This window comes from Bradyrhizobium sp. 197, from assembly GCF_023073375.1.
Taxonomy (GTDB): Bacteria; Pseudomonadota; Alphaproteobacteria; order Rhizobiales; family Xanthobacteraceae; genus Bradyrhizobium.
This window is the reverse complement of the sequence record NZ_JADPJJ010000007.1, coordinates 134,758-160,036: the sequence shown is the minus strand read 5'-3', so window position 1 is coordinate 160,036 and position 25,279 is coordinate 134,758. Positions and strand designations below refer to the sequence as shown.

Sequence of the window (25,279 nt, the reverse complement as noted above, 5' to 3'; positions counted from 1 at the left end):
GGTCTTCGCCATGAACGCGCGCCTGCCTCTGCCGCCCTCGCTCTATGCCGACACTGCCGTCGCGCCGGTTGCCACGCCGCCGCTCGACGTCGACAAGACGGTCCCGGTCGCCATCATTGGCGGTGGCTACACCGGCCTGTCCACGGCGTTGCATCTGGCCGAGCAGGGTGTCGAGGCACTGGTGCTGGAGGCGCAGGAGCCGGGCTGGGGCGCCTCCGGCAATAATGGTGGCCACACCAATCCCGGTCTGAAGCACGACCCCGATCAGATCGAGGCCGATTTCGGCGTTGAGCTTGGCCGCCGCATGATCGATTTCTCCTACGGCACGACGAATTTCACCCACGATTTGATCCGCCGTTACCAGATCCCGTGCGAGGCGCGGCAGAACGGCACGCTGCGCGCGGCCTATAACGAGGCCAGCGCCGCTGCGATCGATACAACCGCGCAGCAGTGCATCAGCCGGGGCATGCCGGTGTCGTACCTGAATCGCGAGCAGTTGCGCGAGATGACCGGTACTGATCGCTACATTGGCGCCATGCTGGACACCCGCGGCGGCGATCTGCATCCGCTCAGCTATGCCCGCGGGCTTGCGCGCGCCGCGATCTCGGCTGGCGCGAAGGTCCATGGTGAGACACCGGCGCTGTCGCTGCGCCGTGAGGGCAGCCGCTGGCGTATCGAAACGCCGCGTGCGGTAGTGCATGCCGACAAGGTGCTGCTCGCGACCAACGGTTTCACCGACAATCTCTGGCCGGCGCTCCGCCGCACCATCGTGCCGGTGTTTTCCTCGATCGCCGCCACCGCTCCGCTTTCGGATGAGGTCGCGCGTTCGATCATGCCGACGCGTCCCGTCCTCTACGAGAGCGGCCACATCACCGTCTATTACCGCATCGATCAGCAGAATCGGCTGTTGATGGGCGGCCGTGGCCCGATGCGCTGGATCAACTCGCCCTCAGACGTCGCCTATCTCATGCGTTATGCAGAACGGCTATGGCCGCAGCTCAGGGGCATTGCCTGGACCCATGGCTGGAACAGCCGGCTCGCTATCACCGGGGATCATTACCCGCATGTGCACGAGCCCGCGGACGACATCCTGATCTCGCTCGGCTGCAATGGTCGCGGCGTCGCGCTCTCGACCGCGATGGGCGCGCAGCTCGCGCGCCGCCTGATCGGCGGCGCCAAGGCCGAGATCGACATGCCCGTCACCGGCATCAAGCCGATCCCGATGCACGCGTTCTGGCCTGTGGGCGTGACGACCGCGGTAATCGCGGGCCGGGTGCGCGACCGGCTGGGGATCTAAGCTCAGCCCTCCGCCACTGCATCGGCCCAGGGCTGGAAAATCTCGACCGCGCCAAAATTCGTGTCGCCGTCGCGCATTACTACGCTCGGGCAGGCGAATTTTTGCGGCAATGACTGCACCCGCGCTTCTTCGTAGTCGAAGCGCGCCGCGAGCGTCTCGCGTATGTCCGCCGGCAGTCTGATATCGCCGATCACGATCGCGCCTTCGCTGGCGTCGATGCGCGGCTGATGTATGGCGGTATCGAGGTCCATGCCAAAATCCATCGCAAAGGACACGAGCTGCATCACCGAGGGCAGAATGCGGCGACCGCCGGAAGCGCCGACCGCGAGCCGCTTGCCGTCTTTGGTCTCGGCGATGACGGGCGTGTAGTTGGTGAGGCAGCGCTTGCCTGATACGAGCGAGTTGGTGGTGCCCGGCGTCGGGTCGAACCACATGATGCCGTTGTTCATGGCGATGCCACTGTGCGGCGTCACGTATTTCGAGCCGAAGGATGACAGCAGCGTCTGCGTCACCGCCGCCATGTTGCCGTGGCGGTCGACCACGGAGAAATGGGTGGTGCAGTCGGGTGCCAGATATTCCGCGCCGAGCGAGCGCTTGCCGTCGGCATCCCCCATGTCCTTGAGCCGCTCGCGATAGGCCGATTGCAGGGCCACCGCATATTCGGCATAGGCGGCCGCATCCGGCGCGCTCGCCGGCTCCAAATTCTGTTGCAACAGGCGCAGCGCATGAGCCATCGTCGGTCCGGCCGTGAGCTCGGGCGTCGCAAACACCTTTCCGCCGCGATAGGGAATCGCCAGCGGCTCGCGCAGATGGGCCCGGAACGCGGCGAGGTCCTCTACCGACAGCGAGCCACCGTCGGCCTTGATGTCGGAAGCGATGCTTTTGGCGAGGTCGCCCTGGTAGAAATCGCGCGGACCGGCGGCCGCGAGATGCGACAACGTCGCCTTCAGCGTGTCCAGCGGCAGTCGCGTCTCGGACTTGATGCCCCACGGCGCGCTCGGTGGCAGGCCGTCCTTCAGAAATGTTGCCGCGCTCGCGGGATAGCGTCGAAGGTCCGCCGCCGATGCCGTGATCATCAGCGTGGTCCACCAGTCGACCAGCAGGCCTTCGCCGGCGAGGGCCGCTGCCGGCGCGACCAGATCTTTCCACGGCAGGGTGGCGTGGCGACGATGCGCCTCCTCCATGCCGGCGACGACGCCGGGCACGGCAATCGCGCCGGGACCATGGATGTTGCGGTCGTCCTTCACCCGCTGCCAAGGGAACAGATCGGAGGCCGCGCCTTCGCCGCTGAGCGGATAGTCGGCGGCGCGCAGGCTTTGCGGCGCGCACATGCCGTAGTCGATCACCTCATAGCGATTTTCCGCGGCGCGGTAGAGCACCATCGCGCCGCCGCCGCCCATGCCGCTGTTCCAGGGCTCCAGCACGTTGAGCGCGAAGGTGGTCGCGACGATCGCGTCCACGCAATCTCCGCCCGCGGCCAGCACTTGTGCCCCCACTTCGGCCGCCCGCCGGGATTGCGAGGCGACGATGCCGCCTTTGGATGTGACGGCGGGCTTGCGGACGGTTTGGGCGAGGCTGAACTGGTGCGGCATGATGATGTCTGTGTGTCTTGGCTTGAATTGTCTGGGCTTCGTTGCGCTGAGCTCCGCAATTTGGCGGAGTGCTCGGACAATGGCACATCGCCCCCAACGAGAACATCGAAAGGGAGGCGCGACATGGCTGGTGTGAAGCAGGCGGGGGAGGCGCCAAGATGTGAATGCCCGGGGCATAGGCGAGCGGAAGCGACGCCGTCCTTCGGACGGCTATGCCCGGGCATGACCAATTGAGAGACCGGTCAGTGGGGAGCAGAAGCCGCAGCGCTCAGCGGGCGCGATCCAGCCGGCTGGCCTGATACTTGGCGTGCCATTTCGGGCCGGGCCCGCGCATGTAGTGAAGCTCGGGTCGGTAGGGATTGCCCGCGACCCGGATCAACGTCTGCCATTTGGCGGCGACGAAGTTCAGGGGCTGGCGGAGCAGGCTCAATGACGGGGACAACATGGCATCACCTCAGTGCGGCTTGCCGAGCATGGCAGTGAAGGGGAGGTCGAAGATCTCCTCGCCGTCGTCGCCGCTGATATGGATCACCCAGTCACGCCAGTCCTCAGTGCCGGGCGTCAGGATCATCGAGCGCATGATCTGAGCAGCACGGTCACGGGCCTCGTTCAGATTGGCGACGGGGGTGCCGTACCGATCGACCAGCGTGCCTTCGGCATTGGAACAATGGAAATACATCTGAACCATACACGCCTCCTCGGAAATCCATTGGGACGGCAAAGCAATACCACCCGAAGCATTCGCGAAACATTCGGGCCGAGCCCGGTAAGGGAATCTACGGAGATTGGTCGGGACGAAGACCCCTGCGGGTTTGATCACAAGGGGGTGTTGATCAACTGGACGGCGTTGCGGCGGCATGGAACAACTTTGAACGGAAAGTCCGGGAGGCGCCGTGAACTACCTCACATTCCCGCGTCAGCGCCGAAGCCTGCGCGCATGCGCGGGCGCCTTGGTGGTCCTCCTGACCCTCGCCTCGGTAGGCTCATCAGAACCGGTCCGCAAGAGCGGCTATGCGATCGGTCCGGAGACCTGCGGCAGCGCCGATCTCGCCTTTCCAAAAATCCAGATCGACATGAAAGCGGGATTTTGCGCCGGTCTCGTCGCCAGCGAGGAGGATCGGCTGAAATTCCCGCGCTCGATCATCCAGGTGCCCGGCCGTGACCTGTTCGTGGTCGCCGACATGGCCGGCTGGGGCCACACCGATGGCCGGCTGCTGCTGCTCGATCCGCATGCACCCCAAGGCCAGCGGTTCAGGGAATTGCTGACCGGTGTTGAGTATCCGTTCGGCCTCGTGATCGGCCCGGACAAGAAGCTCTATGCCTCGACCGCCGAGACGATCTTCCGGTTCGATCCGCTCGCCGACAATCCGCGCGACACGGTCGAGACCGTCATCCGTCACATGCCGGGCCGCCGGATTACATTGCCCGACGGCACCAGGCTCGACGAGAGCGCGCATCCGTTCAAGCAGTTTGTGTTCGACAGGAACGGCCAGTTGTTCGTCAATGTCGGCTCGCACAGCGACGACTGCATCACGCCGGCACCGATCACAAAGCCTTGCGCAGCGGCCGAGGGTGCTTCCGCGATGGCATCGATCTGGCTGTTCACGCCGCCCCCGGGCGGCGTCTTCCCGGCGTTGAAGCCTGGCGATACCGACCCGCCGCACAGCGTCTATGCGCGTGGCCTGCGCAATTCGATGGCGCTGGCGCTGCACCCGAACTTTCCCGATGCCGGCTATGCCTTCCTGCAAGCCGAGAACGGCCGCGACCTGCCTGACGTCTTCAAGCCGAACGAGGAGATCAACGCGACCGAGCAGGGCCGGCACTATGGCTGGCCCTATTGCTACGATTTGTCGACGCCGAGCCCCGAGTTCAGGATCGTATTGCAGTCGGGGGTCTACAGATCGCTGTGCACCGCCAACGCTCTCTACAAGGCGCCGTTCTCGCTGCTGCCGCCGCATGGCGCGCCGCTCGCGATGCTCTATTATCACGGCGCGAAATTTCCGGAGCTCGAGGGCAAGCTGCTGGTCGGCCTGCATGGCTATCGTCCGACCGGCAGCCGTGTCCTCGTCTACGACGTTGACGACCACGGCTTCCCGAAGTCCGCCCCGGCCCCGGTGCGTTACCACGTCAGCTGCGCGGCCGATCCGACCCACAGCTTTCAGACCGACGCCGGCGACGTCGCCGCCGCGCCGTTCGAGGAACTGATCGCCGGCTGGCACCGCGTCAATGGCGCGCGGCCGCAGGGCGCTCCGGTCGGCATGACGGTCGCGGAAGACGGCGCAATCTGGCTGGTCGAGGACAAGAACCAGACCGTGATCCGGATCGACCGTGCCGCGGGTGATGCGACGCCGCCGCTGCCCTGCGACATGCGCAGCCAGGCGCTGATTGATCAACTCGCGAACTTCGTTGCCGGGGACGCGCAGAACGGTGTCCGCCTCACGATGTTGCGCAAGGGCCTCGTCGAGAAGCACTGCGTTGGCTGTCACTCGGATTTCGGGCTGAAGCCCGGCCAATCGGACGCACAGAAGGACGCGACGGTGCTTCGCTTCATGCTGTCGCAGGACGGCTGGATCTATCCGGGTGATCCCGACTCCGGCAAGCTGCGCACGCGGCTTCGTGGGTTAGGCGCGGAGAAGCTGATGCCCCCGGGCGGGCAAAAATTGCCGAAGACCGAGCCCGGCTATGCGGGCCTGCGCGACACGGCGGATCTGCTGGTGGCGAAAATGGTTCCGGGCACCCGGATGCGGATCAAGTCCGGCCCGCCGCAGCGCAAGTTCTTTGGGAAAACGAACAAGGAATGCGGCGAAATACCGGCCGCCAAGGTCGTCGTCGTGACACAAAGGAACGTTGTAGACAAACCCGGCTTCAGCCGCTTCTTTCGGCCGGCCGATCCCTATCTGAATGGCGAGTGCAGCGACGACGATGGCTATTACATCCGGCAGGAATTTCTGGTGCCTGTGCAGTAGCGTTCTTCTCGTCCTTGCGACGGCACCGGCCCGAGCGGAAACAAAACTGTTCGAAAGCGTGCAGGTGACGCCGCCGGGCGAATACACCTTCGGCATCGAAGGGCCGGCCGCCGATCTCGACGGCAATCTCTTCGTCGTCAATTTTGGCAAGCCCGGCACCATCGGCAAGCTGCCCGCGGGCGGGGCGACGTCGGAGCCGTTCACGGTGCTGCCCGAGGGCAGCGTCGGCAATGCCATCCGCTTCGCGCGGGACGGCACCATGTTCATCGCCGACTACAAGAAGCACAACATCTTCGCGATCCCGAAGGGATCAACCGAGCCCGCGATCTGGTTTCATTCCGACGAGATGAACCAGCCCAACGACATCACGATCGCCCGCGACGGCACAATCTATGCGAGCGATCCGAACTGGAAGGGCAGGGAAGGTCACATCTGGCGTATTGCGAAAGCTGCCGACGGAACTGTGCAGGGACAGGTCATGTCGGCGCCGCGCGCGATGGGCACCACCAACGGCATCGATCTCAGCCCTGATGGCAAGACGCTCTATGTCGGCGAATCCAGCAACGGCCAAATCTGGTCCTACACCATCAGCGGCAACGAGCTGACAGGCGCAAAACTCGTCAAGGCGTTTCAGCCCGACACCGTCGATGGTTTGCGCACCGACGTGGCCGGCCGCCTCTATGTCGCGCGCATTCTCAAGGGCACGATCACGTTGATGAAGGCCAACGGCGCGGTCGAGCGGGAGATCGCGTTGAGGGCCAAGGAGCCGACCAATCTTGCCTTCGGCGGCAGCGACGGCAAGACCGTCTTCGTCACCCAGCGTCAGGGCGGCTTCGTCGAGTCCTTCCGCACCGACCAGCAGGGCCGCGAGCACTGTCTTCAGCGCGGGCGCTGCTGAGCATCAGAGGCGATCTGCTTCCGGCGCAGGGCGGTGCGACGGGGGGCATTCTTCTTGCTTGCGTCTGGCCGCCGCAGGGATTTAGACCACTGTGGCACCATCAAAGCGACCACGGAGTGTCTGAGTGAAAGCTGTCCATACCGAACTGCATCGCAGCCACGATCCGCAATTCTTCCTGGTCCGCGGTGTCGTCAAGCGCACCACCGAGCAGCCTGAACGTGCCGACCGCCTGCTCAAGGGGCTGAAGGACGGCAAGCACCAGCTGGTCGAACCGACCACATTCGGGCAGGGGCCCCGCGCGCGCATTCACAGCCCGGAATATCTGTCGTTCCTGAGCGAAGCTTGGGAGGCCTGGACCGCGCTCGGCGATTCCGGTCCGGAGATGATCGGCAACATCCATCCGGTGCGCCATGCCGCGACTTATCCCACTCACATCATAGGCCGGCTCGGCTGGCACACCGCCGACACCGCGGCGCCAATCGGGGCGGGCACATGGGCTGCGGCCTGCGCAGCCACCGACGTCGCGGTCACCGCGGCACAGATGGTGCTGGACGGCGAGGATGCGACCTATGCTCTCTGCCGTCCGCCCGGCCATCACGCCTATCGCGACATGGCCGGCGGCTTCTGCTTCCTCAACAACAGCGCGATCGCGGCGGCGCATCTGCGGCAGAGGCACGAGCGTGTCGTGATCCTCGACGTCGACGTCCATCACGGCAACGGCACGCAAGGCATCTTCTACGCGCGGCCCGATGTCTACACGGTCTCGATCCATGCCGATCCCGTCGCGTATTATCCTTACGTGTGGGGCTACGCCCATGAGCGCGGTGAAGGTCCCGGCCTCGGTACCAACCTCAATATCCCCCTGGCGATCGGCACCGGCGACGACGGTTACATCCAGGCCATGGACGTCGCGCGCAAGGCGATCGAATCCTTTGCGCCCGGCGCCCTCGTCATCGCGCTTGGCCTCGATGCCTCCGAGCACGATCCGCTGAAGGGATTGGCCGTCACCACGCCCGGCTTCCGCCGCATCGGCCAGGCCATCGCGAAGATGGGCCTGCCGACCGTGTTCGTGCAGGAGGGCGGCTATCTCTCGGATATTCTGGGCGCGAACCTGACCTCGGTGCTGGCGGGATTCGAAGAGGCGCGGTGAGGGGGCAGCCTCCTAATCTTTGAACAGGATCTGCTCCAGCAGGTCGACCCGCCTGATCCGGATGCTGTTGCCGTCGATGGCAATGATGCGGCGGTTCTGGAAGCGCTTCAGCATCATCGTGACCCATTGCCGGGTCGAGCCGACCATGGCCGCGATCTGGTCATGGGTGATCTTGCGGTTGATGACGATGCTGTCGCCATCGGCGACGCCATGAAGCTCCGACAAGGTGAGCAGGAACTGCGCCAGCCGTTCGATCACCGAGCGCGTGCCGAGGATCTGCGCCATCGAGGAGTAGCACTTGCCCTTGGCGATCAGGCCGTCGATCAGCGCCAGCGCGAAGCTCGGCATGGCGGTCAACAACTTCTCGAGCGCAGGGCCGGAGAGTGCCGTGATCTCACAGGCCTCGATCGCAATGCCGGACCACATGTGAATGCCGCCGCCAGAAATCTCCGGACCGCCGATGAAATGTCCAGGCGTCCAGTAGGCGAGTGTGATTTCGCGCCCCGAGGGCGCTGTATAATAGACCCGCACCTGACCGCCGCGGATGATGAAGATGCCGTCGTGGCCGTCGCCCTGGCTGAATACCATCCCGCCCTGGGGCACCGTGATCGCGCGGCCGGCCGCGTGAACGCGCGATTGCTCGAGCGGCGACAAACGGCCGAGGAAATGCGCACCGACATTCAATCCGTCGATTGTCTCGCTCATGAACAGCGCCGAGCTCGCCGTCTTCGCACGTGTACCGCGGACGGTATGCGTCTTCTCGCGGTCGGTCCAGTCGAACTGAACGCCTGGGTGAGGCCGGTCGGCGAAAGCGGCAGGCTCGATCGCGGCAGCTTCCTTGAGTATGGTCATCGCAATCCGTTTAGGTCTCAGAGGTCTTGCGAACAGGTAAGAGCGGCGGTGGTGCGATGTCCATCTCTTTGCGATCGTTCCAAATCACTTAGCAAAGCTTGATACGCGCGACGATCGACCGCGAAACGTTTCCTCTGCCGATGGCTTTGTCTTGAGAAAATCCTTTGCGCCGCTGCATGACGAAATCACGACGTGAGCGGTCTGCGACAGCGATGCAAGTAATTGCTTCAACCCTGGCGCCACGCCTTCGATAGTCCCAGCTCGCGTCGCCGCCGGCATGGGCCGGCCTCCGAGGACAGTTTGATGATCGATTTGAGCTCTGTGAGAATGAGTGCAGCCGTCATGGCCATCACCGTCGCCATGTTGGGTCCGTCGCAGGCCGAGACGATCCGGGTGGCGGTCGGCACGCAGGATACGACCATCAACTGCGCGACCGGCGGGCTGCTCATTCGCGAGCTGAAGCTGCTGGAGAAATTCCTACCCCGTGACGGCAAGTACAAGGATGTGGCCTACGACATCCAGTGGAAGAACTTTACCAGCGGCGCGCCGCTCACCAACGAGATGGTCGCAGGCAAGCTTGATTTCGGCGCGATGGCGGATTTTCCAGGATCGCTGAACGGCGTTGCGTTCCAGAAGGCGGGGCGCCGCAGCCTCTTCATCAGCGTGCTGTCCGGCAGCACCAAGGGCAGCGGCAACGGAATCGTGGTGCCGTTAAATTCGCCGGTGCAGTCGCTCGACGAGCTCAAAGGCAAGACCATCTCCGTACCCTTTGCCTCGACCTCGCACGGCATGTTGCTCCGCGCCATCGAGGCCAAGGGCTGGAATCCCGAGACCGATGTCAAGATCATCACGCAGGCGCCCGAAGTTGCAGGGCCGGCCTTGCAGACCGGCAAGATCGAGGCGCATGCCGATTTCGTCCCGTTCGCCGAACTGTTTCCGTGGCGCGGCTTTGCGCGCAAGATTTTTGACGGCGCGCAGGCAAACGCGCCGACGTTCCACGGCGGACTGGTCGACGCCGACTATGCCGTAAAATACCCGGAGATCGTCGTCGCCTATTTACGCGCTGCGCTCGAGGCGGATCGCCTGATCGCGGAGGAGCCAGAAAAGTACAGTGAGCTGATCGCGAAGGTGACCGGCATTGACGCCGAGGTCGACTATCTCTTCCACGGCCCGCTCGGTCTTCAGACCCGTGACGTGACCTGGAAGCCGGAATACCGCCAGGCAGTCGCAACCTCGATCAAGACGCTGAAGCTGCTCAAGCGGGCGGATAGCGATCTCGATATCGACCAGTTCGTCACGGACAAGTTCATCCGCGTGGCGGCCGCTCAAGCGGGGCGGGATTACGACTCCGAGCTGACGAATTATGCGCAGCTTCCGCTTCGGGCCATGGACGCGGCGACGGGCGCCGAGATCGGCGACATCACCCGCGTTGCGCAGATCTGGGTCAGGGATGAGGCTCATGTGCGCCATTACGCGTCGCCCGAGAACGCGCTCAAGGCGCTCGCCGGCCTTGAGAAGGACGGCAAGACCATCCGCGTCGTCTACGCTCAGGATCGTGAGAGCGGCATCAAGCTGTTTGCAAACCAGGCCTGGTTCGTGCGATCGTCCAGCGGCGAGCTGAGCGCGTTCCTGCTCAAGGACGCGGCCGAACGCTGGTCGAAGCAGCATGGCGGCGCGGTGCTCGACTTCACGGCGGCGCGTGAGTCGCTCATTGCGAGCCGGTGAAGCGATGGCCATCGTAATCCAGGCGCGGCCCGCTGGCATCCGATGGGTGATCCGCGGCCTGTCGATCCTTGCCTGCATCGCCCTGTGGCAGGTCGCTTCGACGACCCACCTCAATCTGGGGATCGTCACCTTCCGCAACGTGCCGCCGCCGGTCGAGGTCGTTCAATCCGCCGTCGCCTTGTTTCGGTCGCCAAAACTGACAGCGCATATCTCCAATAGTCTCTGGCGCGTGTTCGCGGGCTACGGTGCGGCGGTGGTGATCGGCGTGATCCTGGGTTTTGCGATTGGCCGGTCGCGTGCCGCGAGCGACCTGTTGCTGCCGCCGCTCGAATTGCTGCGGCCGATACCGGCGGTGGCGTGGATACCGCTCTCGATCCTGATGTTCCCGTCGTCCGAGCTGTCGATGATTTACATCACCTTCATCGGCGCCTTGTTTCCGATCGTGCTGAACACGGTCCATGGTGTTGCGAATGTCGACCGCCGGCTGGTCGCCTCCGCCCGGAGCCTCGGTGCAGGCGGTTTTGCGATTCTCACGGAAGTGGTGTTGCCGGACGCCGCGCCGAGCATCGTCACCGGGCTTGCGATCGGTATGGGGACGTCGTGGTTCTGTCTCGTCACCGCGGAAATGATCTCCGGTCAATTCGGGATCGGCTATTATACCTGGGAGGCTTACACGCTGCAGAATTATGCCGACATCATCGTCGGCATGCTGATCATTGGCCTGCTCGGCATGGGCTCCAGCTGGCTGCTGACGACCGCCGGGCGGCTTCTGATGCCCTGGCGCAGCTCAAGAGTTAGACGATGAAAGGCGTGGCGCGATGAACATTCGGGTCGCGGATGTCGACGCGAAGAGCGTCGGTCGCATCGACATTGCTGATGTCTCGATCTCGCTCGGCGAAGGCAGCGATGCGTTCGAGGCGGTGAGTGGTCTCGACTTTGCCATCGCGCCGGGCGAGCTCGTCTGCATCCTCGGTCCCTCCGGCTGCGGCAAGTCCACGCTGCTCGGCGCACTGGCCGGACATCTGCCGATTACGGCCGGCCGACTCGCGATCGATGGGCAGAAGGTCCAGGGACCGAGTCCGGACCGTGGCATGGTGTTTCAACAGCACACGCTGTTTCCCTGGAAGCGGGTGCGCGACAATGTCGCCTTCGGCGCGAAGATGCGGGGCCTGGCGAGAAGAGAGCGCGACTGCGCCGCCGACACCATCCTGAAGCTGGTCGGCCTTTCCGGCTTCGAGGCGTTCTATCCGGCGCAACTGTCGGGCGGCATGCAGCAGCGCGTCGAAATCGCGCGGGTCCTGATCAACCAGCCGCGGGTGCTGCTGATGGACGAACCTTTCAGTGCGCTGGACGCGCAGACGCGCGCCATGATGCAGGAGGTCCTGCTCGACATCTGGGGCAAGATCCCGACCACCACGGTCTTCGTCACCCACGATATCGACGAGGCATTGTTCCTCGCCGATCGCATCGTTGTGATGAGTGCGAGGCCCGGCCGGGTGATTGAGGATGTCGTGCTGCCCTTCGCACGGCCACGCAGCCACGATCTCGTGACCGAGCCCGAGTTCGTGCGCCTGAAGCGGCATGTCATGCAGCTTCTACGGCGGCCGGAAGGCAGCGAGCCGTTGGCACGGCTCAGTCCGCTCGGCGTCTGACCTCAAAACATTCCGCTCGCCGCGAGCGCCTTGCAGACGTGCTGCATCTCGGTCTCGTCTGCGACCATGTCGAGCATGATCGTGGTGAGCCCCTTCGCCGCAAACTCCTTCAGCTTCGCGCCGATCTCGGCGTAGCTGCCGACGAGGTAGGGACAGTCGGCCTGGAAGGTCAGGAACGGCAGCAGCCAGTAGCCATTGTCCGCGAGCTCGCCGCTCTGGCCCTCGAACAGGCGCCGCTTCCACACGGAATCGCTGTTCTCCACGGTGAGCGCGAGCAGCTCACGATCGTCGGGGTTGTCGTGGAAACGCACCTTCGCCGCTTGCCGGGCTTCGTCGCGTCCCTCGCGCGCAAAAATTCCAAAATTCATGCCTGATACATCGAGGCCGCCTTCAAGATCGGGCGGCAGCATCTGCATCTTGATGCAGCCGGTCTCCTTCGCCACGCGCTGTGCCGGCTCGGACTGGCCGGCGACCAGAAATTCCGGCATCAGCTCCGGCGGCAGGCGCGGGCGCAGTTGCAGATTGCTTGCGCGGTAGAACCGGCCCGCGAAAGTCGCTGGCCGCGGGCTTGCCAGCAATTGGCGCATCAGCGCGACGAATTCGCCGAGCCGGACATAGCGGTCGGCATGCGACTGCTCGTCGCCCAGCCCCTGCAGATCGCTGACCGCGGTGCCCGTGATCATGTTGAGATAGACCTTGCGGCCATGGAGCTGCGCAAAGGACGAGACGAATTTCGCCGCCGTGAACGGGTGCATGTAGACCGGATTGACCGCGATCAGCGGCGAGGACCGCGTCGTTTCCGCCATGATGTGCTGGGCCATCGCCCAGGGCTCGACGAACACGTCGTTGCCTTCGAACAGAAGGATGCCTTCAAAGCCGTTGCGGTCGGCAAACTGGGCCACGCGCATCAGCTCGCCGACATATTTCTCGGGATCGCGGTTGCGCGAAATCGCGGGAAAGACGCGCAGCCGCGGCGGCGTCATTCAGCCGCTTCCTGGAGCGGCCAGGCATTGCGGGTGATGGGCAGGCCGCCGGTGGCGCGGGAGCCGTCGGCGATCGCGAGGCGATGCGAGGGCGACGGCGAGAATAGCTGGAATCGCCACCCTTGCGGATCGTCGGCGATATCGGGCTTGAAGCTGATCTCGATCGCCTCTCGCGACACCTGCATCGCGAAGGCGTCGAGCGGCAAATTGAGGCCGAAACCCCTGGCCTTCAAATAAGCCTCCTTGAGCGTCCAGTAGTCGAAGAAGCGCTCGATCGCGGCGGGCTCCGGAAGTCCACGCAGGGTTTCGACTTCTTCCGGCGCGAAGAACCGAAGCGCGGTGGACAGCGGCGCGACGCGCCGTGACACGGTCTCGACGTCGACGCCGACGGTCTCATGCCCTGACACGACGCAGGCAACGCAGCCATCGGCATGGGACAGGCTGAAATGCAGCGCGCTCGAGATCTTGGGCGATGCGACAAACGGCCTCCCGTAACGCCCGTCCGCAAATGACCAGTCGGTGGGCGGGACATTCGGCGCGACGTGCGAGAGCGCAAGCCGCAACATCGCGTGCGCGAAGATATACTGCCGCCGGTGCCGTTCGAACTTGAAGCGGTCGGCTCGTACCCGTTCGTCGACCGAGAGCAAACGCCGGCACGTATCGACCGCACCCGGCGCGTCAAAAGTCTCGATCAGTCCGACAAACAGTTCAATCCTGTCGTCTGCCATCAATTGGGCCCATGGCGTCAGGCCGGGGCCAAATCCCCTGCCATGATGGAAGAATCAACTGAGCAAGAATCAACTGAGCGGACCGCTTCTAGCGGTCCACTCGGGCGAATCCTTGTCGATTGCTGGTCGGTTTACGGGCGCAAGCTTGTGCGAGACACCAACTCGGCAAGCGAGCGGCCCATTTCCGAAACTGAAGCCTGAAGATTTCGAGCGGCGTCCGGGCCGCCGAGCCTTACTTCTTCTTCTTCTTGGCCTTCTTGGAGCTGCCGAGCATCGAAATGCTGGCGTCGACGTCCTTCAGCGCGGACTGCAGCTTCTTCTTCTCGGCGCCGAGCAGCTTCTGCAGGGCCTTGCGGTCCTTGTCGCTCAACGAGGCGCCCTTGGTAAATTTGATGAAACCCATAACTAACGCTCCCGGTTGAAAATAATCGTCCAAATCAAAACGCGAGAATAATCTCGCGCGGTGGCACCAAATAATCAAGATGCAACTTGGTCATTCACAGCTATGGCGAGTGAACCCGTATTCGCCCGTGCTTTGCGGCCGGTCATGCCGCCCTGCGATTGAGCAATCGGCCGAGCGGCGCGTTGGGTTGAGCGACGGCGGCCCCGAGCAGCGCCACGAGATCCTCCATCCACAGGCCGACCGTAGCGCCATCGAGCAGCTCGCTCTTGTAATTGCATGAACCGGTGATTCCGGTCGGCCGCTCCTTGAGCATCAGCGACAGCCAGGTCTGGTCGATCGGCAGCACCGGCTGGCCTTCGCGCGCGATGTTGCCGATCGACGCCGTCGTGAGATCGGGCAGATCGAGCGGCTGGCGCAGCGGATTTTGCAGCGTGAAATAGACCTGGAGCAGCGAGGCCGGATTGACCCCCTCCTGCTCCAGATGATCGGCCAGGATGTTGAACGGCAGCTCCTGGCGCGCATACGCGTCGAGCACGCTCTGACGGACCCGGGCCAGGGCCTGCACGAACGACAGCTCCGGCGTGATTTTGGTGCGAACGATCACCGTGTTCTCGAACGGACCGACGATCCGGTCGGTGTCCGGCTGGGCGCGATTGGCCATGGCGGTGGCGATCGAGATGTCGTTGTGGCCGGTCCGCGCCAGCAGCAGGGCTTTCAGGCCGGTCAGCAGGCACATGAACAGCGTGCAATTGTGCTGGCCGGCGAACGCGGTGAGCCGGCCGATCAGCTCACGTTCGAGACTGACCGGACGGTGCCCCGTGGACGCGCCCGGGCTTGATTCCCGGTCGAAAACGGGTGTCGCCCCGCGCAAATTCTCCGTCCATTCGGTCGCCTGACGGCGGGCGGCATCGGTGCCGCACCACCAGTGCTGCCAGCGCACGACGTCCGAAAAGGCCGGCGGCAGTTTCGGCAGCGGCACCGACGGATAGCCGGCCAGCGCCGCATAGCGGTGGGACAATTCCTCGAACAGCACGCCGATCGACCAGCCGTCGACGATTGCGTGATGCAACGTCAGCAGCAACACATGATCGCCGTCGTGGAGCCGCAACAGCCGGGCGCGCAGCAGCGGCGCGCGCTTGGTGTCGATCGGGGCATAGGTCTCCTGTTCGATCAGGAGATCGATCTTGCGGAGCTCCAGCGCCTTGCGCCGCTTGTTGTTGTGGGGCTGACCATCGCCGATCGTCTCGACAGTCAGAACGCGGCCGAAGGTGCCGGGCGCGGCGATGCAGCTGACGGGCCCCCCGCCGCTCCAGCCGAAACTGGTTCGCAGCGATTCGTGCCGGTGCACGACATCGTCGATCGCCTGCGCCAGGGCGGCCAAATTGAGCGGCCCCTGGAGACGAAAGGCGAAAGGCAGGTTGAACAGCGGCAGTCTGGGAAGATTCTGCTCGATCCGGAGCATCTGGTCCTGCGCGATCGAGAGCGCGGGAGGGCCGCTTTCGGCCAGGCTCGCTCTCGCCAATCTTGCTGCGCTTGCAGCCGGCTTGCGCGGCTTTGCCGCCGCGGCCTCGTCGATCCGCCGGGCAAGCTCTTCGATCGTCGGTGCCTCGAAGATGGTCTTGATCGGCAGCGACACGCCGAGGGCACGGGCGACGCGCGCCATCGCCTGGCCCGCCAGCAGCGAATGGCCGCCGAGGTCGAAGAAATTGTCGGTGACGCCGAGGCTCTCGACCTTCAACAGGTCGATCCAGATGTCGGACAGCACCTTTTCGGTGAAGCCCCGCGCCGGCACGGCCGCATCAGGTTCGAGCGCTTCCTGCTGCGCCGGCGCCAGCAGCGCGGTCCGGTCGATTTTGCCATGGGCGTTGAGCGGTACCTGATCCAGGAACAGGAACGCGGACGGGATGGCATGGCCCTGCAGCCGGCTCTTCAGGAATTCGCGCAGCTCGCTGGCGCTGCTCCGGCTGCCTGACCTTGCGACGACATGGGCGATCAGCCTGACATCGCCGCTTGCTTCGCGACGCGGCTCGACGATGCCGGCGCGCACACTCGGATGGTCGGCAAGCGCGTTCTCGATCTCCTTGAGTTCGATACGGTAGCCGCGAACCTTGACCTGATGGTCGGCGCGGCCGAGGCATTCGATCGTGCCGTCGGCGCGGCGGCGGGCTAGGTCGCCGGTCCGGTACAGCCGGCCGCTTGCTTTGCGCGAGAACGGATCGGGCAGGAAGCGCTGCCGGTTCTGTGCGGGGTCGTTGACATAGCCGCGGCCGATACCGGCGCCGCCGATGCAGAGCTCGCCGGTCACGCCGACCGGCTGCGGCTGCAGGCCTGCGTCGAGCACGTAGAGCTGGGTGTTCGGCAGCGGCGTGCCGACCGGGACGTTGCCCGTCATGGTCGCCGGCGCCTTGGTCAGGCGATGCAGCGAGACGTCGTCGGAACATTCCGACGCGCCATAGGCATTGATCAGCGGCACTTTCGGACAGCGCGCGAACCAGGCCTTGCAGAGATCGACCGGCAGCGGCTCGCCGGTCGAGATCAGGAGGCGCAGCCTCGCAAAGGCGCGTCGGATCGGTGCCTCGTCCATGCGATCGAGGATCACGCGCAGCAGCGATGGGACGATCTCGAGCACCGTGATGCCCTCGCGCTCGATCTCCCGCGCGAGCAAAATCGGGTCCCGCACCGTCGCGCTGCCGCAGACATGAACGCGCGCGCCGACCATGGGCCCCGCGAGGAACTGCCACACCGAGATGACAAAGCTCTGCGGCGCGGTCTGCGCGATCACGTCCCGGGACGAGAGGCCGAGCTCGGAGATGAGCGAGGCCAGATGGTTCGACAGACCGCGCTGCTCGATCATGACGCCCTTCGGCGCGCCGGAGGATCCGGAGGTATAGATGAGATAAGCGAGGCTGGAGGCCGTGCGCGGCGCCTCGCGGGCCGGATTGGTCGCTCCCGGCGCGATCGCGTCTTCGAGCGCGGCCGTTTGGATGCGCTCGACCAGCGGTTCGAGCAGCGCCTCGACCATGGATGACTGCGCGCGTCCGGTCAGCAGCATGCGGGCACAGCTCGATCCCAGGATGGTCGCGAGCCGTGCCGGCGGCTGGTCGGGATCGAGATTGAGGAAGGCCGCGCCCACGCGCTGCACGGCGATCATCGCGGCGAGCAGGTCGGGCCCGCGATCCGCAAGCAAGGCGACCACGGCCTCGGCACCAACGCCCTCCCGGGCCAGCCAGCGCGCGGCCGCCTGGCTGCGGCGCGCCAACTCGCGATAACTCAGGGATGTGCTGCCGTCCGACACCGCGATCGCGTTCGGCGTTTTCCTGGCCTGACGGTCGAAGCGTTCGCTTAGGTTGTCGCGCGAGGTGACATTGGCCGGCACGCCGCGGCCTTGCGCCAGCAGCTGCCGGCGTTCGGCCGCGGTCAGGAGTGGCAGGTGCGAGATGCGCTGCTCCGGATCGGCGATGACGGATTTGAGCAGAGTCGTGAACTGAGCGGCCATGCCCTCGATCGTCGCTGCGTCGAACAGATCGGTAGCGTATTCGAAGAATCCGGCGAAACGGCCGTCGGCCTCGACCAGTTCGAGCGTGATGTCGAAGCGAGCCACTTTTGGATCGATCTCGATCCGCCGCGTCGACAAGCCGGAGAAACGTGCCGCCTCGATCGATGCGTTCTGGAGGATGAACATGATCCGGAACAGCGGATTGCCGTCGCTCCGGCGCGCGATCTGAAGCGCGCGCAGGACTTCCTCGATCGCAAGGTCCTGGTTGCGGTAGGCATCGAGCGTGACCTGCCGCACCCGTCGCAACATGTCGCCGAAGCTCGGATCGCCGCCGAAATCGTTGCGCAGGATCAGGGTGTTGGCGAACAGCCCGATCAGCCGCTCGCTCTCGATCTGGTTACGGTTGGCGATGAGCGATCCCGTCGCGACATCCTCGTGGCCGGTGTGGCGGAATAGTAGGCACTGGAACACCGCGAGCAGGGTCATGAAGGGCGTGACGCCCTGGTTCTGGCTCAGCGCATGCAGGTCGGCCGACAGCGTCCTGGAGAACTCGAGATAGCGACGGGCACCGTGTCCGCTCCAGACCTCCGGCCTTGACCGGTCGGTCCGCAGCGGCAGCGTGGTGACGCCGTCGAGCTGCGCCCGCCAGTAATCGAGTTGCTCCTTTGCCGCAGGCGTCTGCGCCCAGCTCTGCTGCCAGAGCGCAAAGTCGCGGTACTGGAAGGCGGGCGAAGGCAGTGCCATCACGTCGTTCTTGCGCGCTGCCGAATAATGGGCGGCGAGTTCTTGCCAGAACAGCCGCTGCGACCAGCCGTCGGTGACGAGGTGATGGACGTTGACCACCAGCGCGTGGCTGCTTTTGTCGAACGACAGCAGCGTGACCTTCAGCGGCGGCTCGCGCGCAAGGTCGAACGGATATTGCGCGAGCTTGAGGGCCTCGCGCCTGATCACAGCAGCTCGCTTGTCCGCGGAGCAGGGCTTGAGCTTGATCCGCTCGAACCGCGGCGGCGATTGCAGCACAAGCTGCGCCGGCTCACCCTCGCGTTCGACGAAGACCGACCGGAGTGCCTCATTGCGCGCAGCGACCGCAGTGAGGGCGGCAGAAAGCGCGGCGACGTCGACCTGGCCCTTGAGGAGCGCGACTTCGACGACGTTATAATTGTAGCGAGTTGGGTCGAGCCGCGAGAGCACGTACATCCGCTGCTGCTGGAACGACAGCGGCGCGTCTGTTTCCGCGGCTTTGCGCCAGGCCGGCAGCATCGACTCGCGATGGGTTGTGGCGGTCTCGACCTGGGCCGCCAGGGCTGAGACCGTGGCGCAATCAAAGATGTCCTCGAACGAGAAATCGACGTTGAAACTTTCGCGCAGGCGCGAGCGCATCTGTGTGGCCGCGAGCGAGTCCGCGCCGAGCGCAAACACGTCCTGATCGACGCCGACCTGCGGTAGCTCCAGCAGCCCGGCCCAAATCCCCGCGAGCTGGGTCTCCAGTTCGGTTCGTGGCAGCCGCGTCTCGTCGCCGCCGTCCACTGTCACGACCAACTCGGCGAGCGCATTGCGCTTGACCTTGCCACTGGCGCCTTTCGGCAGCGTGGCGACGCTGCGGATCAGGCTCGGCACCTTGTAGGCCGCGAGTCGTTTCCGCGCGAACTGGCGCAAGAGATCCGAGGTCGCCTCGGAATTCGGCCGCAGCACCACGACCGCGGCGACATTCTCGCCGAGCTTCTGGTGCGGGACGGCAAAGACGCCGGCCTCCAGCACCGCAGGATGGCTGAGCAGAACTTCTTCGACCTCCAGCGGCGAGATCTTCTGCCCGCCGCGGTTGATAACGTCCTTGATACGGCCGACGATGAAGAGATAGCCGTCGGAGTCGAGGTAGCCGAGATCGCCGGTCCGGAACCAGCCGTTGCGGAAGGCCGCCTGTGTTGCCGCCTCGTCATTATAGTAGCCGCGGCTCATATTCGGTCCGCGAAGCATGATTTCGCCGTGCTCGCCGCTCGCGAGCGTACGGCCAGTCTCATCCATGATCGCGATCTCGGGGCCCGCGGCGCGGCCGACCGATCCGGCCTTGCGCAGTTCGAACGGATTAGCCGCGATCTGCGAGGCCGCCTCCGTCATGCCGTAGGTTTCGAGCACGGGAACGCCGAACGTCGCCTCCAGCCCGTCGAGGATCGCAGGCGCAAGCGAGGCGGAGGCCGAGCGGATCACGCGCAACGACGACGATCGGGCAAGGTCCGGGTTCGCTTCCGCCGCCGTCAGCAGCGCGCGATGGATGGTCGGCACCGCCGTGTACCAGGTGGGTTGCAGCTGCCGCATCGAGCCGAAGAAGGAGGATGCGTCGAAACCGTCGGTGCAGATCACGCTGGAGCCCGCGGCCAACGCCGTCAGCAGACCGGAAATCAGACCATGGGCGTGAAACAGAGGTAGCGCGTTGAGCAGGCGATCGTGCGACGTCAGCGACAGCACGCGGCCGGCGTTGTAAGCGGAGAGGCACACATTGCGGTGCGTCAGCGGCACCATCTTCGGCCGCGCTGCCGTGCCCGATGTCAGCAGGATGAACGCGTCGTCGTCGCCGCGCGAGGTGCCGCTGTTGTTTGCCGGCCCAACCTCCGGTCCGACGAACGTGCAGCCGCCGAGATCGTCTTGCGGCCCCGGCATGAAATCGATCACAGCGATATCGAGCGCTTTCGCGACGTCACGGCTCGCCGAGTTCGTATCAGCCCGTGTGATCAGCGCCGTCAACTTCAATTCGCTGAAATAGCGTTGCAGCTCGTCCGCCGTCAGGTCGGGATTGACAGGAATGCAGGCGCAGCTCGAGGCGACCGCGATCAGGGCCAGTGCGCTGTCGGCGCCACGCGGCAGCGCAACCGCAACCCGGTCGGAAGGGATTATGCCGAGCCCGCGCAGCGTACGGACGAGATCCTGCGTCCGGTCGCCAATCGCGCCGTAGTTGAGGACCGGCCGGCCAGGGGCGAGGAGGGCGGGCGCCGCCGGCGTCTTGCGGGCATGGAAATCGAGAAGGCCGCCGATATCCGCGAATATCTTCGTTTCGGCCGTTGTGCTGGCTGACCCCTGCGGCGCTGGAAGCGTGACGTCCGACAATTCCGTTCCCTTTTGATCCGATTGGGCTATTCTTCCAAGAAGTAAGGGAACGCGTCCAGTCTGAGGTGAAGTTTTGGCCCCAAAATCTGTGGTTGAGGGGCCCTAAGCGCTTCGACGGAGTGATGGTCGGGCAGAAATCACCATGCTGGAGAATGAGCCGGTCACGGGAACGGAAGGCGGGCTGAAGCGCTGGCTCGAAGGCGTCGGTCTCGGCCACTATACCGATCTCTTCGCAGAGCACCGTCTCGATCTCGACGTCATGGGAGATCTGACCGAATCCGATCTGGTCGAGCTCGGATTGCCGCTCGGTGATCGGAAGCGGCTCCAGCGGGCCATGACCGCGTTGTTCCGGGCCGAAACAGCGGAGAAGTCCGACGCGGCGGCTCGCCCTCAACCCCGCACGGAAGTCGGGGCCGAGCGGCGTCAGCTCACCACCATGTTCTGCGACATGGTGGATTCCACTTCGCTGTCGGTGCAGTTCGATCCCGAAGACGTGCGCGACATGATCGCGAGCTTCCGCGAAACCTGTGTCCGCGTGGTGAAGCACTACGAGGGTTTTGCCGCTCGCTTCGTCGGCGACGGTATTTTGGTCTATTTCGGCTATCCGACCGCACATGAGGACGACGCAGAGCGCGCGGTGCGCGCGGGGCTCGAGATCGTGCGGGTGCTATCGACAGCGCGCGCGGTCGAGCCGCGTGGTGCGCTCAGCCACTCACCCGCCGTCCGCATCGGCATCGCGACCGGTCTCGTCGTGGTTGGCGACCTCGTCGGACAGGGCACCGAAGAGCGCGACTCCGCGGTCGGAGAAACCGTCAATCTCGCCGCGCGCCTCCAAGGCCTGGCGCCGCCCAACGGTGTGGTGATTTCCGCCTCGACCCAGTCGCTACTGAAGGGGAAGTTCGACTACCGCGATCTCGGCGTCCATGCGCTGAAGGGTATCTCGGACAAGGCGCAGGCCTGGCATGTGATGCGGGCGTCGCGGGTGGAGACCCGCTTCGCCGCTGCCATGGGCACGCGGCTAACCCCGCTCGTCAACCGCGAGGAAGAGATCGCGCTACTGATGGGCCGCTGGCAGCAGGTCAAGGAGGGCGACGGCCAGGTCGTGGTCAAGTTCGGCGAGCCCGGCATCGGCAAGTCGCGCATCATCCAGGAGATCTTCGAGCGGATCGCAGGCGACCGCCATGGACAGGTCTCGTTCCAGTGCTCGCCCTATTACACCTCCACAGCGTTCTATCCGTTCGCCGAGCAACTCAAATTCTCCCTTGGCCTCGATCGTGAGGATGCGTCCGCGCAGTCGCTGGCGAACCTGGAGATCGCGATCTCCGCCGCTCATGGCGACATCGAGCAGGTTGCGCCGCTGTTGGCCGCGCTGTTGTCCATTCCGATCGGTGACCGCTATCCGCCGCTCGAGCTGTCGCCGCAGCAGCAAAAGGATGCGACCGTCTCCGCGTTGGTCAATCATTTCCTCGGCCTTGCGCGCGAGCAGCCGCTGGTGATCGCATTCGAGGATTTGCACTGGATCGACCCGACTTCCCGTGAGGTGATCGATCTCCTGGTCGACCGGGCACAGAATCGGCCGATCCTGGTGATCATGACCGCGCGCACCGAATTCCAGCCGAGCTGGAGCGCCCATTCGCACGTTACGACGCTGGTGCTGAACCGGTTGAGCCGGCAGTTGCGCGCGACGCTGGTCGAGCGCGTGGCGGGACGCGAGCTTCCCAAGGAGGTCGTCGAGGAGATCATCGTCAAGACCGACGGCGTGCCGCTGTTTCTGGAAGAGCTGACCAAGACGGTTCTGGAATCCAACCTCCTGACCGAGCGGCACGGGCGCTACGTGCTGTCGGGCCCGTGGCGGCAGCTCGCGATCCCGGCGACGCTGACGGACTCGCTGATGGCGCGACTGGACCGGATGGGGCCGTTCAAGCGGATCGCGCAGATCGGCGCCACCATCGGCCGCGAATTCTCCTACGAGACGCTGCACGCGGTCGCCAACACGCCCGCCGAACAGATCGAGGCCGCGCTCAATCATCTGGAGGAGGCCGGGCTGATCATGCGCCGCGGCCATCCGCCGGACGCGCTCTACTCCTTCAAGCACGTGATGATCCAGAACGCCGCGCATGCGAGCCTGTTGCACAGCGAGCGGCGCAAGCTGCATTCCCGGATTGCCCAGGTGCTCGCCGAGATGTATCCGGAGAAGACCGAGCGCGAACCGGAGCTGCTCGCCCATCATTTGACCGAATCCGGCCAGAGCGAGGGGGCCGCCAGCTTCTGGCTCAAGGCCGGCAAGCAAGCGGCCAAGAGCGGCGCCAATCTGGAGGCGATCGGCCATCTGCGCCGGGGCTTAAGCGTCGTCCAGGCCAATGCGCGTATGCAGGGCGCCGACGAGATGGAGCTCGAGCTGCGCATCGCGCTCGGCAACGCACTGATCGCCGCCAAGGGCTATGCCGTGCAGGAGGTCGAGGAGAACTACATCCGCGCCCTCGAACTGGGCCAGCAGCTCGATGACGACGAAAAGGCCTTCGCCGCCACGCGCGGGCTTTGGGTCTGTCATTTCATCCGCGCCGATCTCATCCGCGCGCACGATCTCAGCGTCGAGTTGTTGAAATTCGCCAAGCGCGAGCGGCTCAACGAGCGGACGCAGCCGGCGCAGCAGACCGGCTATCTGATCGAGGCGCACCGCTCGATCGCGATGACCATGCTCTATCGCGGGCGCTTTGCCGCGTCCCAGCATCATTTGCACCGTTGCATCAACCTCTACAGCCCCGATCTGCACTCCGACCTGATGGAGCGGCACGGCACCGATCCCGGCGTCGTCTCGCTGTCCTATCTCGGCTATCTCCTGTGGTTCCTCGGCCGGCCCGACGCGGCGCGCCAGCACAGCGAGCAGGCGATCGCGAACGCCGAGAAGATCCGCCACCCCTTCACGCTCGCCTTCGCGCTCGTGTTCGGCGCCTATCTCTGCCAGCATTTGCGCGATGTCGAGGGCACGCGCGACCACGCCAACCGCGCCATGATCATCGCCACCGAGCACAACTTCCTGCACTGGAAGCAGCAGGCGGCGATCCTGCGCGGCTGGGCGCTGGCGCAGCTCGGCGAGGCCGACGAAGGCCTCAGCCAGATGCGCTTCGGCCTCGACGAATACGAGGCGATGGATTCCTGGCTCGCCGGTTGCTGGTTCCGCTGCCTGCTCGCGGAGGCCTACGCCAAGGTCGGGATGCGCGACGCCGCCTTGCGCGCGCTGGACGGTGCGCTCGCGACCGCGCGGCGGACCGGCGATCATTCCTACCTCGCCGAGGTCTACCGCCTGCAAGGCGAGATCACCCTGTCGGACGGGAATCCGGCCTCGGTGCAGGAGGCCGAGGAGTTGTTCGGCCTGTCGCTGGAGATCGCGCGCAAGCAGGGCGCGCTGTCCTGGGAGCTTCGCACCGCCGTCAGCCTCGCGCGGCTGTCGCACCAAGCCGGCAAGCGCGAGCACGCAAGTCTCCTGCTCGCACCGATCGTCGGCAAGTTCAGCGAGGGCTTTTACACGCCGGACCTGAAACAGGCGATGCAACTGATCAACGAGCTCGGCGCGGACGCGCCTGTTCGTGAACAGGCCGATCCCGTGAGATGAGCGATCTTGCCGCCGCGCGTGCGCGTTACGTGGAGCTGATCGCAAAGCGCGAACGGATCTCCTCACCGCGCCTGCTCGAAGCCCTCGCCACCGTTCCGCGCGAGGAGTTTTTGGCGAAGGGACCCTGGCGCATCAAGAGCGAGGCGGCGCGCAGCTATCGGCTGACGCCGGATGCCGATCCCGTTCATCTCCAGGACAATGTGCTGGTCGCGATCGATGCGCGCCGCAAGCTCGATACCGGACTGCCGAGCCTGTGGGCGCACTTCATCGATTTGCTCGACGTCGGGGAGAAGGACCGCGTGGTCCAGATCGGCTGCGGGCTCGGCTATTTCTCGGCAGTGCTTTCGGAGATCGTGGGCCCCAAGGGCAGGGTGCATGCAATCGAATGCGACGCGCGGCTTGCGGCGCGCGCCGCGACCTATCTTCGCGCCTATCGCAACGTCGTGGTCGTCCATGGTGACGGATGCGAGGACATCGGCGAACCCGCCGACGTGATCATCGTGCATGCCGGATTCTCTCAGCCGCATCCGCTCTGGCTTCAGTCGCTTCGTCCGCGCGGCCGCCTCTTGGTGCCGCTGACCCAGCGGGACCGCGAAGGCGCTGCCCTCAAGATCACCCGCAAGGGCAAGGGGTTCGAAGCCGAGGCGGTGCAGCAGATCCGGATCTTCCCCGGCCAGGGTCGAGGTGTGACCGCGCTCGACGACCGCGTCGCCGATTGGTGGCAGCGGGCCTCCGCCCTGGCGCCGCTACGCTTTTGCGGCATCGAGCAGGGGCTGCCATCGGATTAGGTCCGCCGAGCCAAAGCGGTAACTATCGGGAAGTTGC

At 65.0% G+C, this 25,279-nt stretch carries 17 protein-coding genes; 9 read left to right on the top strand and 8 right to left on the bottom strand.

The window, feature by feature from the left end:
* Positions 1 to 10: 10 nt before the first annotated feature.
* Positions 11 to 1,297 carry an NAD(P)/FAD-dependent oxidoreductase gene (locus tag IVB27_RS02570; RefSeq protein ID WP_247441147.1) on the top strand — a complete coding sequence of 429 codons (1,287 nt, stop codon included), beginning with the start codon at positions 11 to 13 and terminating at the stop codon, positions 1,295 to 1,297.
* A 2-nt stretch (positions 1,298 to 1,299) separates the two neighbouring features.
* Here the strand turns inward: IVB27_RS02570 and IVB27_RS02565 are convergent, their stop codons facing one another.
* From IVB27_RS02565 to IVB27_RS02555, 3 genes are all read right to left on the bottom strand, one after another.
* The gene (locus tag IVB27_RS02565; protein ID WP_247441145.1) at positions 1,300 to 2,889 is read right to left on the bottom strand and encodes a gamma-glutamyltransferase; all 1,590 of its coding nucleotides are present in this window, start codon (positions 2,887 to 2,889) and stop codon (positions 1,300 to 1,302) included.
* Between the two features lie 268 nt (positions 2,890 to 3,157).
* Positions 3,158 to 3,334: a hypothetical protein gene (locus IVB27_RS02560; protein WP_247441143.1), complete on the bottom strand. Its 177-nt coding sequence runs from the start codon at positions 3,332 to 3,334 to the stop codon at positions 3,158 to 3,160.
* A gap of 9 nt (positions 3,335 to 3,343) precedes the next feature.
* Positions 3,344 to 3,577 (bottom strand): DUF6894 family protein, encoded by a 234-nt coding sequence (locus IVB27_RS02555; RefSeq protein ID WP_247348940.1) that lies wholly within the window; start codon positions 3,575 to 3,577, stop codon positions 3,344 to 3,346.
* Positions 3,578 to 3,782: 205 nt separating this feature from the next.
* Between IVB27_RS02555 and IVB27_RS02550 the strand changes: the two genes are divergently transcribed.
* From IVB27_RS02550 to IVB27_RS02540, 3 genes are all read left to right on the top strand, one after another.
* Positions 3,783 to 5,855: a PQQ-dependent sugar dehydrogenase gene (locus IVB27_RS02550; protein WP_247441141.1), complete on the top strand. Its 2,073-nt coding sequence runs from the start codon at positions 3,783 to 3,785 to the stop codon at positions 5,853 to 5,855.
* Positions 5,812 to 6,753, top strand: a complete 942-nt coding sequence (locus tag IVB27_RS02545; protein WP_247441139.1) for an SMP-30/gluconolactonase/LRE family protein — start codon at positions 5,812 to 5,814, stop codon at positions 6,751 to 6,753. The genes IVB27_RS02550 and IVB27_RS02545 overlap by 44 nt, the downstream gene beginning before the upstream one ends.
* 124 nt (positions 6,754 to 6,877) lie before the next feature.
* The gene (locus tag IVB27_RS02540; protein ID WP_247348938.1) at positions 6,878 to 7,903 is read left to right on the top strand and encodes a histone deacetylase family protein; all 1,026 of its coding nucleotides are present in this window, start codon (positions 6,878 to 6,880) and stop codon (positions 7,901 to 7,903) included.
* A gap of 12 nt (positions 7,904 to 7,915) precedes the next feature.
* Here the strand turns inward: IVB27_RS02540 and IVB27_RS02535 are convergent, their stop codons facing one another.
* Complete coding sequence (locus tag IVB27_RS02535; RefSeq protein WP_247441138.1) at positions 7,916 to 8,755, bottom strand: Crp/Fnr family transcriptional regulator; 840 nt, start codon at positions 8,753 to 8,755, stop codon at positions 7,916 to 7,918.
* Between the two features lie 327 nt (positions 8,756 to 9,082).
* Here IVB27_RS02535 and IVB27_RS02530 point away from each other — a divergent pair, with 327 nt between their 5' ends.
* The 3 genes from IVB27_RS02530 to IVB27_RS02520 are packed head-to-tail and all read left to right on the top strand — an operon-like array spanning position 9,083 to position 12,132.
* Entirely contained in the window at positions 9,083 to 10,480 is a 1,398-nt protein-coding gene (locus tag IVB27_RS02530) for an ABC transporter substrate-binding protein (protein WP_247441136.1), read from the top strand.
* Between the two features lie 4 nt (positions 10,481 to 10,484).
* Complete coding sequence (locus tag IVB27_RS02525; protein ID WP_247441134.1) at positions 10,485 to 11,285, top strand: ABC transporter permease; 801 nt, start codon at positions 10,485 to 10,487, stop codon at positions 11,283 to 11,285.
* A 13-nt stretch (positions 11,286 to 11,298) separates the two neighbouring features.
* Positions 11,299 to 12,132, top strand: a complete 834-nt coding sequence (locus IVB27_RS02520) for an ABC transporter ATP-binding protein (RefSeq protein WP_247441133.1) — start codon at positions 11,299 to 11,301, stop codon at positions 12,130 to 12,132.
* Between the two features lie 2 nt (positions 12,133 to 12,134).
* On the opposite strand, the gene IVB27_RS02515 is transcribed toward IVB27_RS02520, so the two are convergent.
* The 4 genes from IVB27_RS02515 to IVB27_RS02500 all read right to left on the bottom strand — a co-directional run bounded on the left by IVB27_RS02515 (position 12,135) and on the right by IVB27_RS02500 (position 20,841).
* Positions 12,135 to 13,115: an LLM class flavin-dependent oxidoreductase gene (locus IVB27_RS02515; RefSeq protein ID WP_247441132.1), complete on the bottom strand. Its 981-nt coding sequence runs from the start codon at positions 13,113 to 13,115 to the stop codon at positions 12,135 to 12,137.
* Complete coding sequence (locus IVB27_RS02510; RefSeq protein WP_247441131.1) at positions 13,112 to 13,843, bottom strand: 4'-phosphopantetheinyl transferase family protein; 732 nt, start codon at positions 13,841 to 13,843, stop codon at positions 13,112 to 13,114. The genes IVB27_RS02515 and IVB27_RS02510 overlap by 4 nt, the downstream gene beginning before the upstream one ends.
* Before the next feature lie 232 nt (positions 13,844 to 14,075).
* Positions 14,076 to 14,246, bottom strand: a complete 171-nt coding sequence (locus IVB27_RS02505) for a hypothetical protein (RefSeq protein ID WP_247348931.1) — start codon at positions 14,244 to 14,246, stop codon at positions 14,076 to 14,078.
* A gap of 142 nt (positions 14,247 to 14,388) precedes the next feature.
* On the bottom strand, positions 14,389 to 20,841 hold the full coding sequence (locus tag IVB27_RS02500) for a non-ribosomal peptide synthetase (RefSeq protein ID WP_247441130.1): 6,453 nt from the start codon (positions 20,839 to 20,841) through the stop codon (positions 14,389 to 14,391).
* Positions 20,842 to 20,983: 142 nt separating this feature from the next.
* Between IVB27_RS02500 and IVB27_RS02495 the strand changes: the two genes are divergently transcribed.
* Positions 20,984 to 24,454, top strand: a complete 3,471-nt coding sequence (locus IVB27_RS02495; protein ID WP_247441129.1) for an ATP-binding protein — start codon at positions 20,984 to 20,986, stop codon at positions 24,452 to 24,454.
* On the top strand, positions 24,451 to 25,242 hold the full coding sequence (locus IVB27_RS02490) for a protein-L-isoaspartate O-methyltransferase family protein (protein WP_247441128.1): 792 nt from the start codon (positions 24,451 to 24,453) through the stop codon (positions 25,240 to 25,242). The genes IVB27_RS02495 and IVB27_RS02490 overlap by 4 nt, the downstream gene beginning before the upstream one ends.
* The last annotated feature ends 37 nt before the right edge of the window (positions 25,243 to 25,279 follow it).

Coding starts and splice junctions, on each gene's coding strand:
- IVB27_RS02570 (WP_247441147.1), top strand. CDS start 11: ATGAACGCGCGCCTGCCTCTGCCGCCCTCGCTCTATGCCGACACTGCC.
- IVB27_RS02565 (WP_247441145.1), bottom strand. CDS start 2,889: ATGCCGCACCAGTTCAGCCTCGCCCAAACCGTCCGCAAGCCCGCCGTC.
- IVB27_RS02560 (WP_247441143.1), bottom strand. CDS start 3,334: ATGTTGTCCCCGTCATTGAGCCTGCTCCGCCAGCCCCTGAACTTCGTC.
- IVB27_RS02555 (WP_247348940.1), bottom strand. CDS start 3,577: ATGGTTCAGATGTATTTCCATTGTTCCAATGCCGAAGGCACGCTGGTC.
- IVB27_RS02545 (WP_247441139.1), top strand. CDS start 5,812: ATGGCTATTACATCCGGCAGGAATTTCTGGTGCCTGTGCAGTAGCGTT.
- IVB27_RS02535 (WP_247441138.1), bottom strand. CDS start 8,755: ATGACCATACTCAAGGAAGCTGCCGCGATCGAGCCTGCCGCTTTCGCC.
- IVB27_RS02530 (WP_247441136.1), top strand. CDS start 9,083: ATGAGTGCAGCCGTCATGGCCATCACCGTCGCCATGTTGGGTCCGTCG.
- IVB27_RS02525 (WP_247441134.1), top strand. CDS start 10,485: ATGGCCATCGTAATCCAGGCGCGGCCCGCTGGCATCCGATGGGTGATC.
- IVB27_RS02520 (WP_247441133.1), top strand. CDS start 11,299: ATGAACATTCGGGTCGCGGATGTCGACGCGAAGAGCGTCGGTCGCATC.
- IVB27_RS02515 (WP_247441132.1), bottom strand. CDS start 13,115: ATGACGCCGCCGCGGCTGCGCGTCTTTCCCGCGATTTCGCGCAACCGC.
- IVB27_RS02510 (WP_247441131.1), bottom strand. CDS start 13,843: ATGGCAGACGACAGGATTGAACTGTTTGTCGGACTGATCGAGACTTTT.
- IVB27_RS02505 (WP_247348931.1), bottom strand. CDS start 14,246: ATGGGTTTCATCAAATTTACCAAGGGCGCCTCGTTGAGCGACAAGGAC.
- IVB27_RS02495 (WP_247441129.1), top strand. CDS start 20,984: ATGCTGGAGAATGAGCCGGTCACGGGAACGGAAGGCGGGCTGAAGCGC.
- IVB27_RS02490 (WP_247441128.1), top strand. CDS start 24,451: ATGAGCGATCTTGCCGCCGCGCGTGCGCGTTACGTGGAGCTGATCGCA.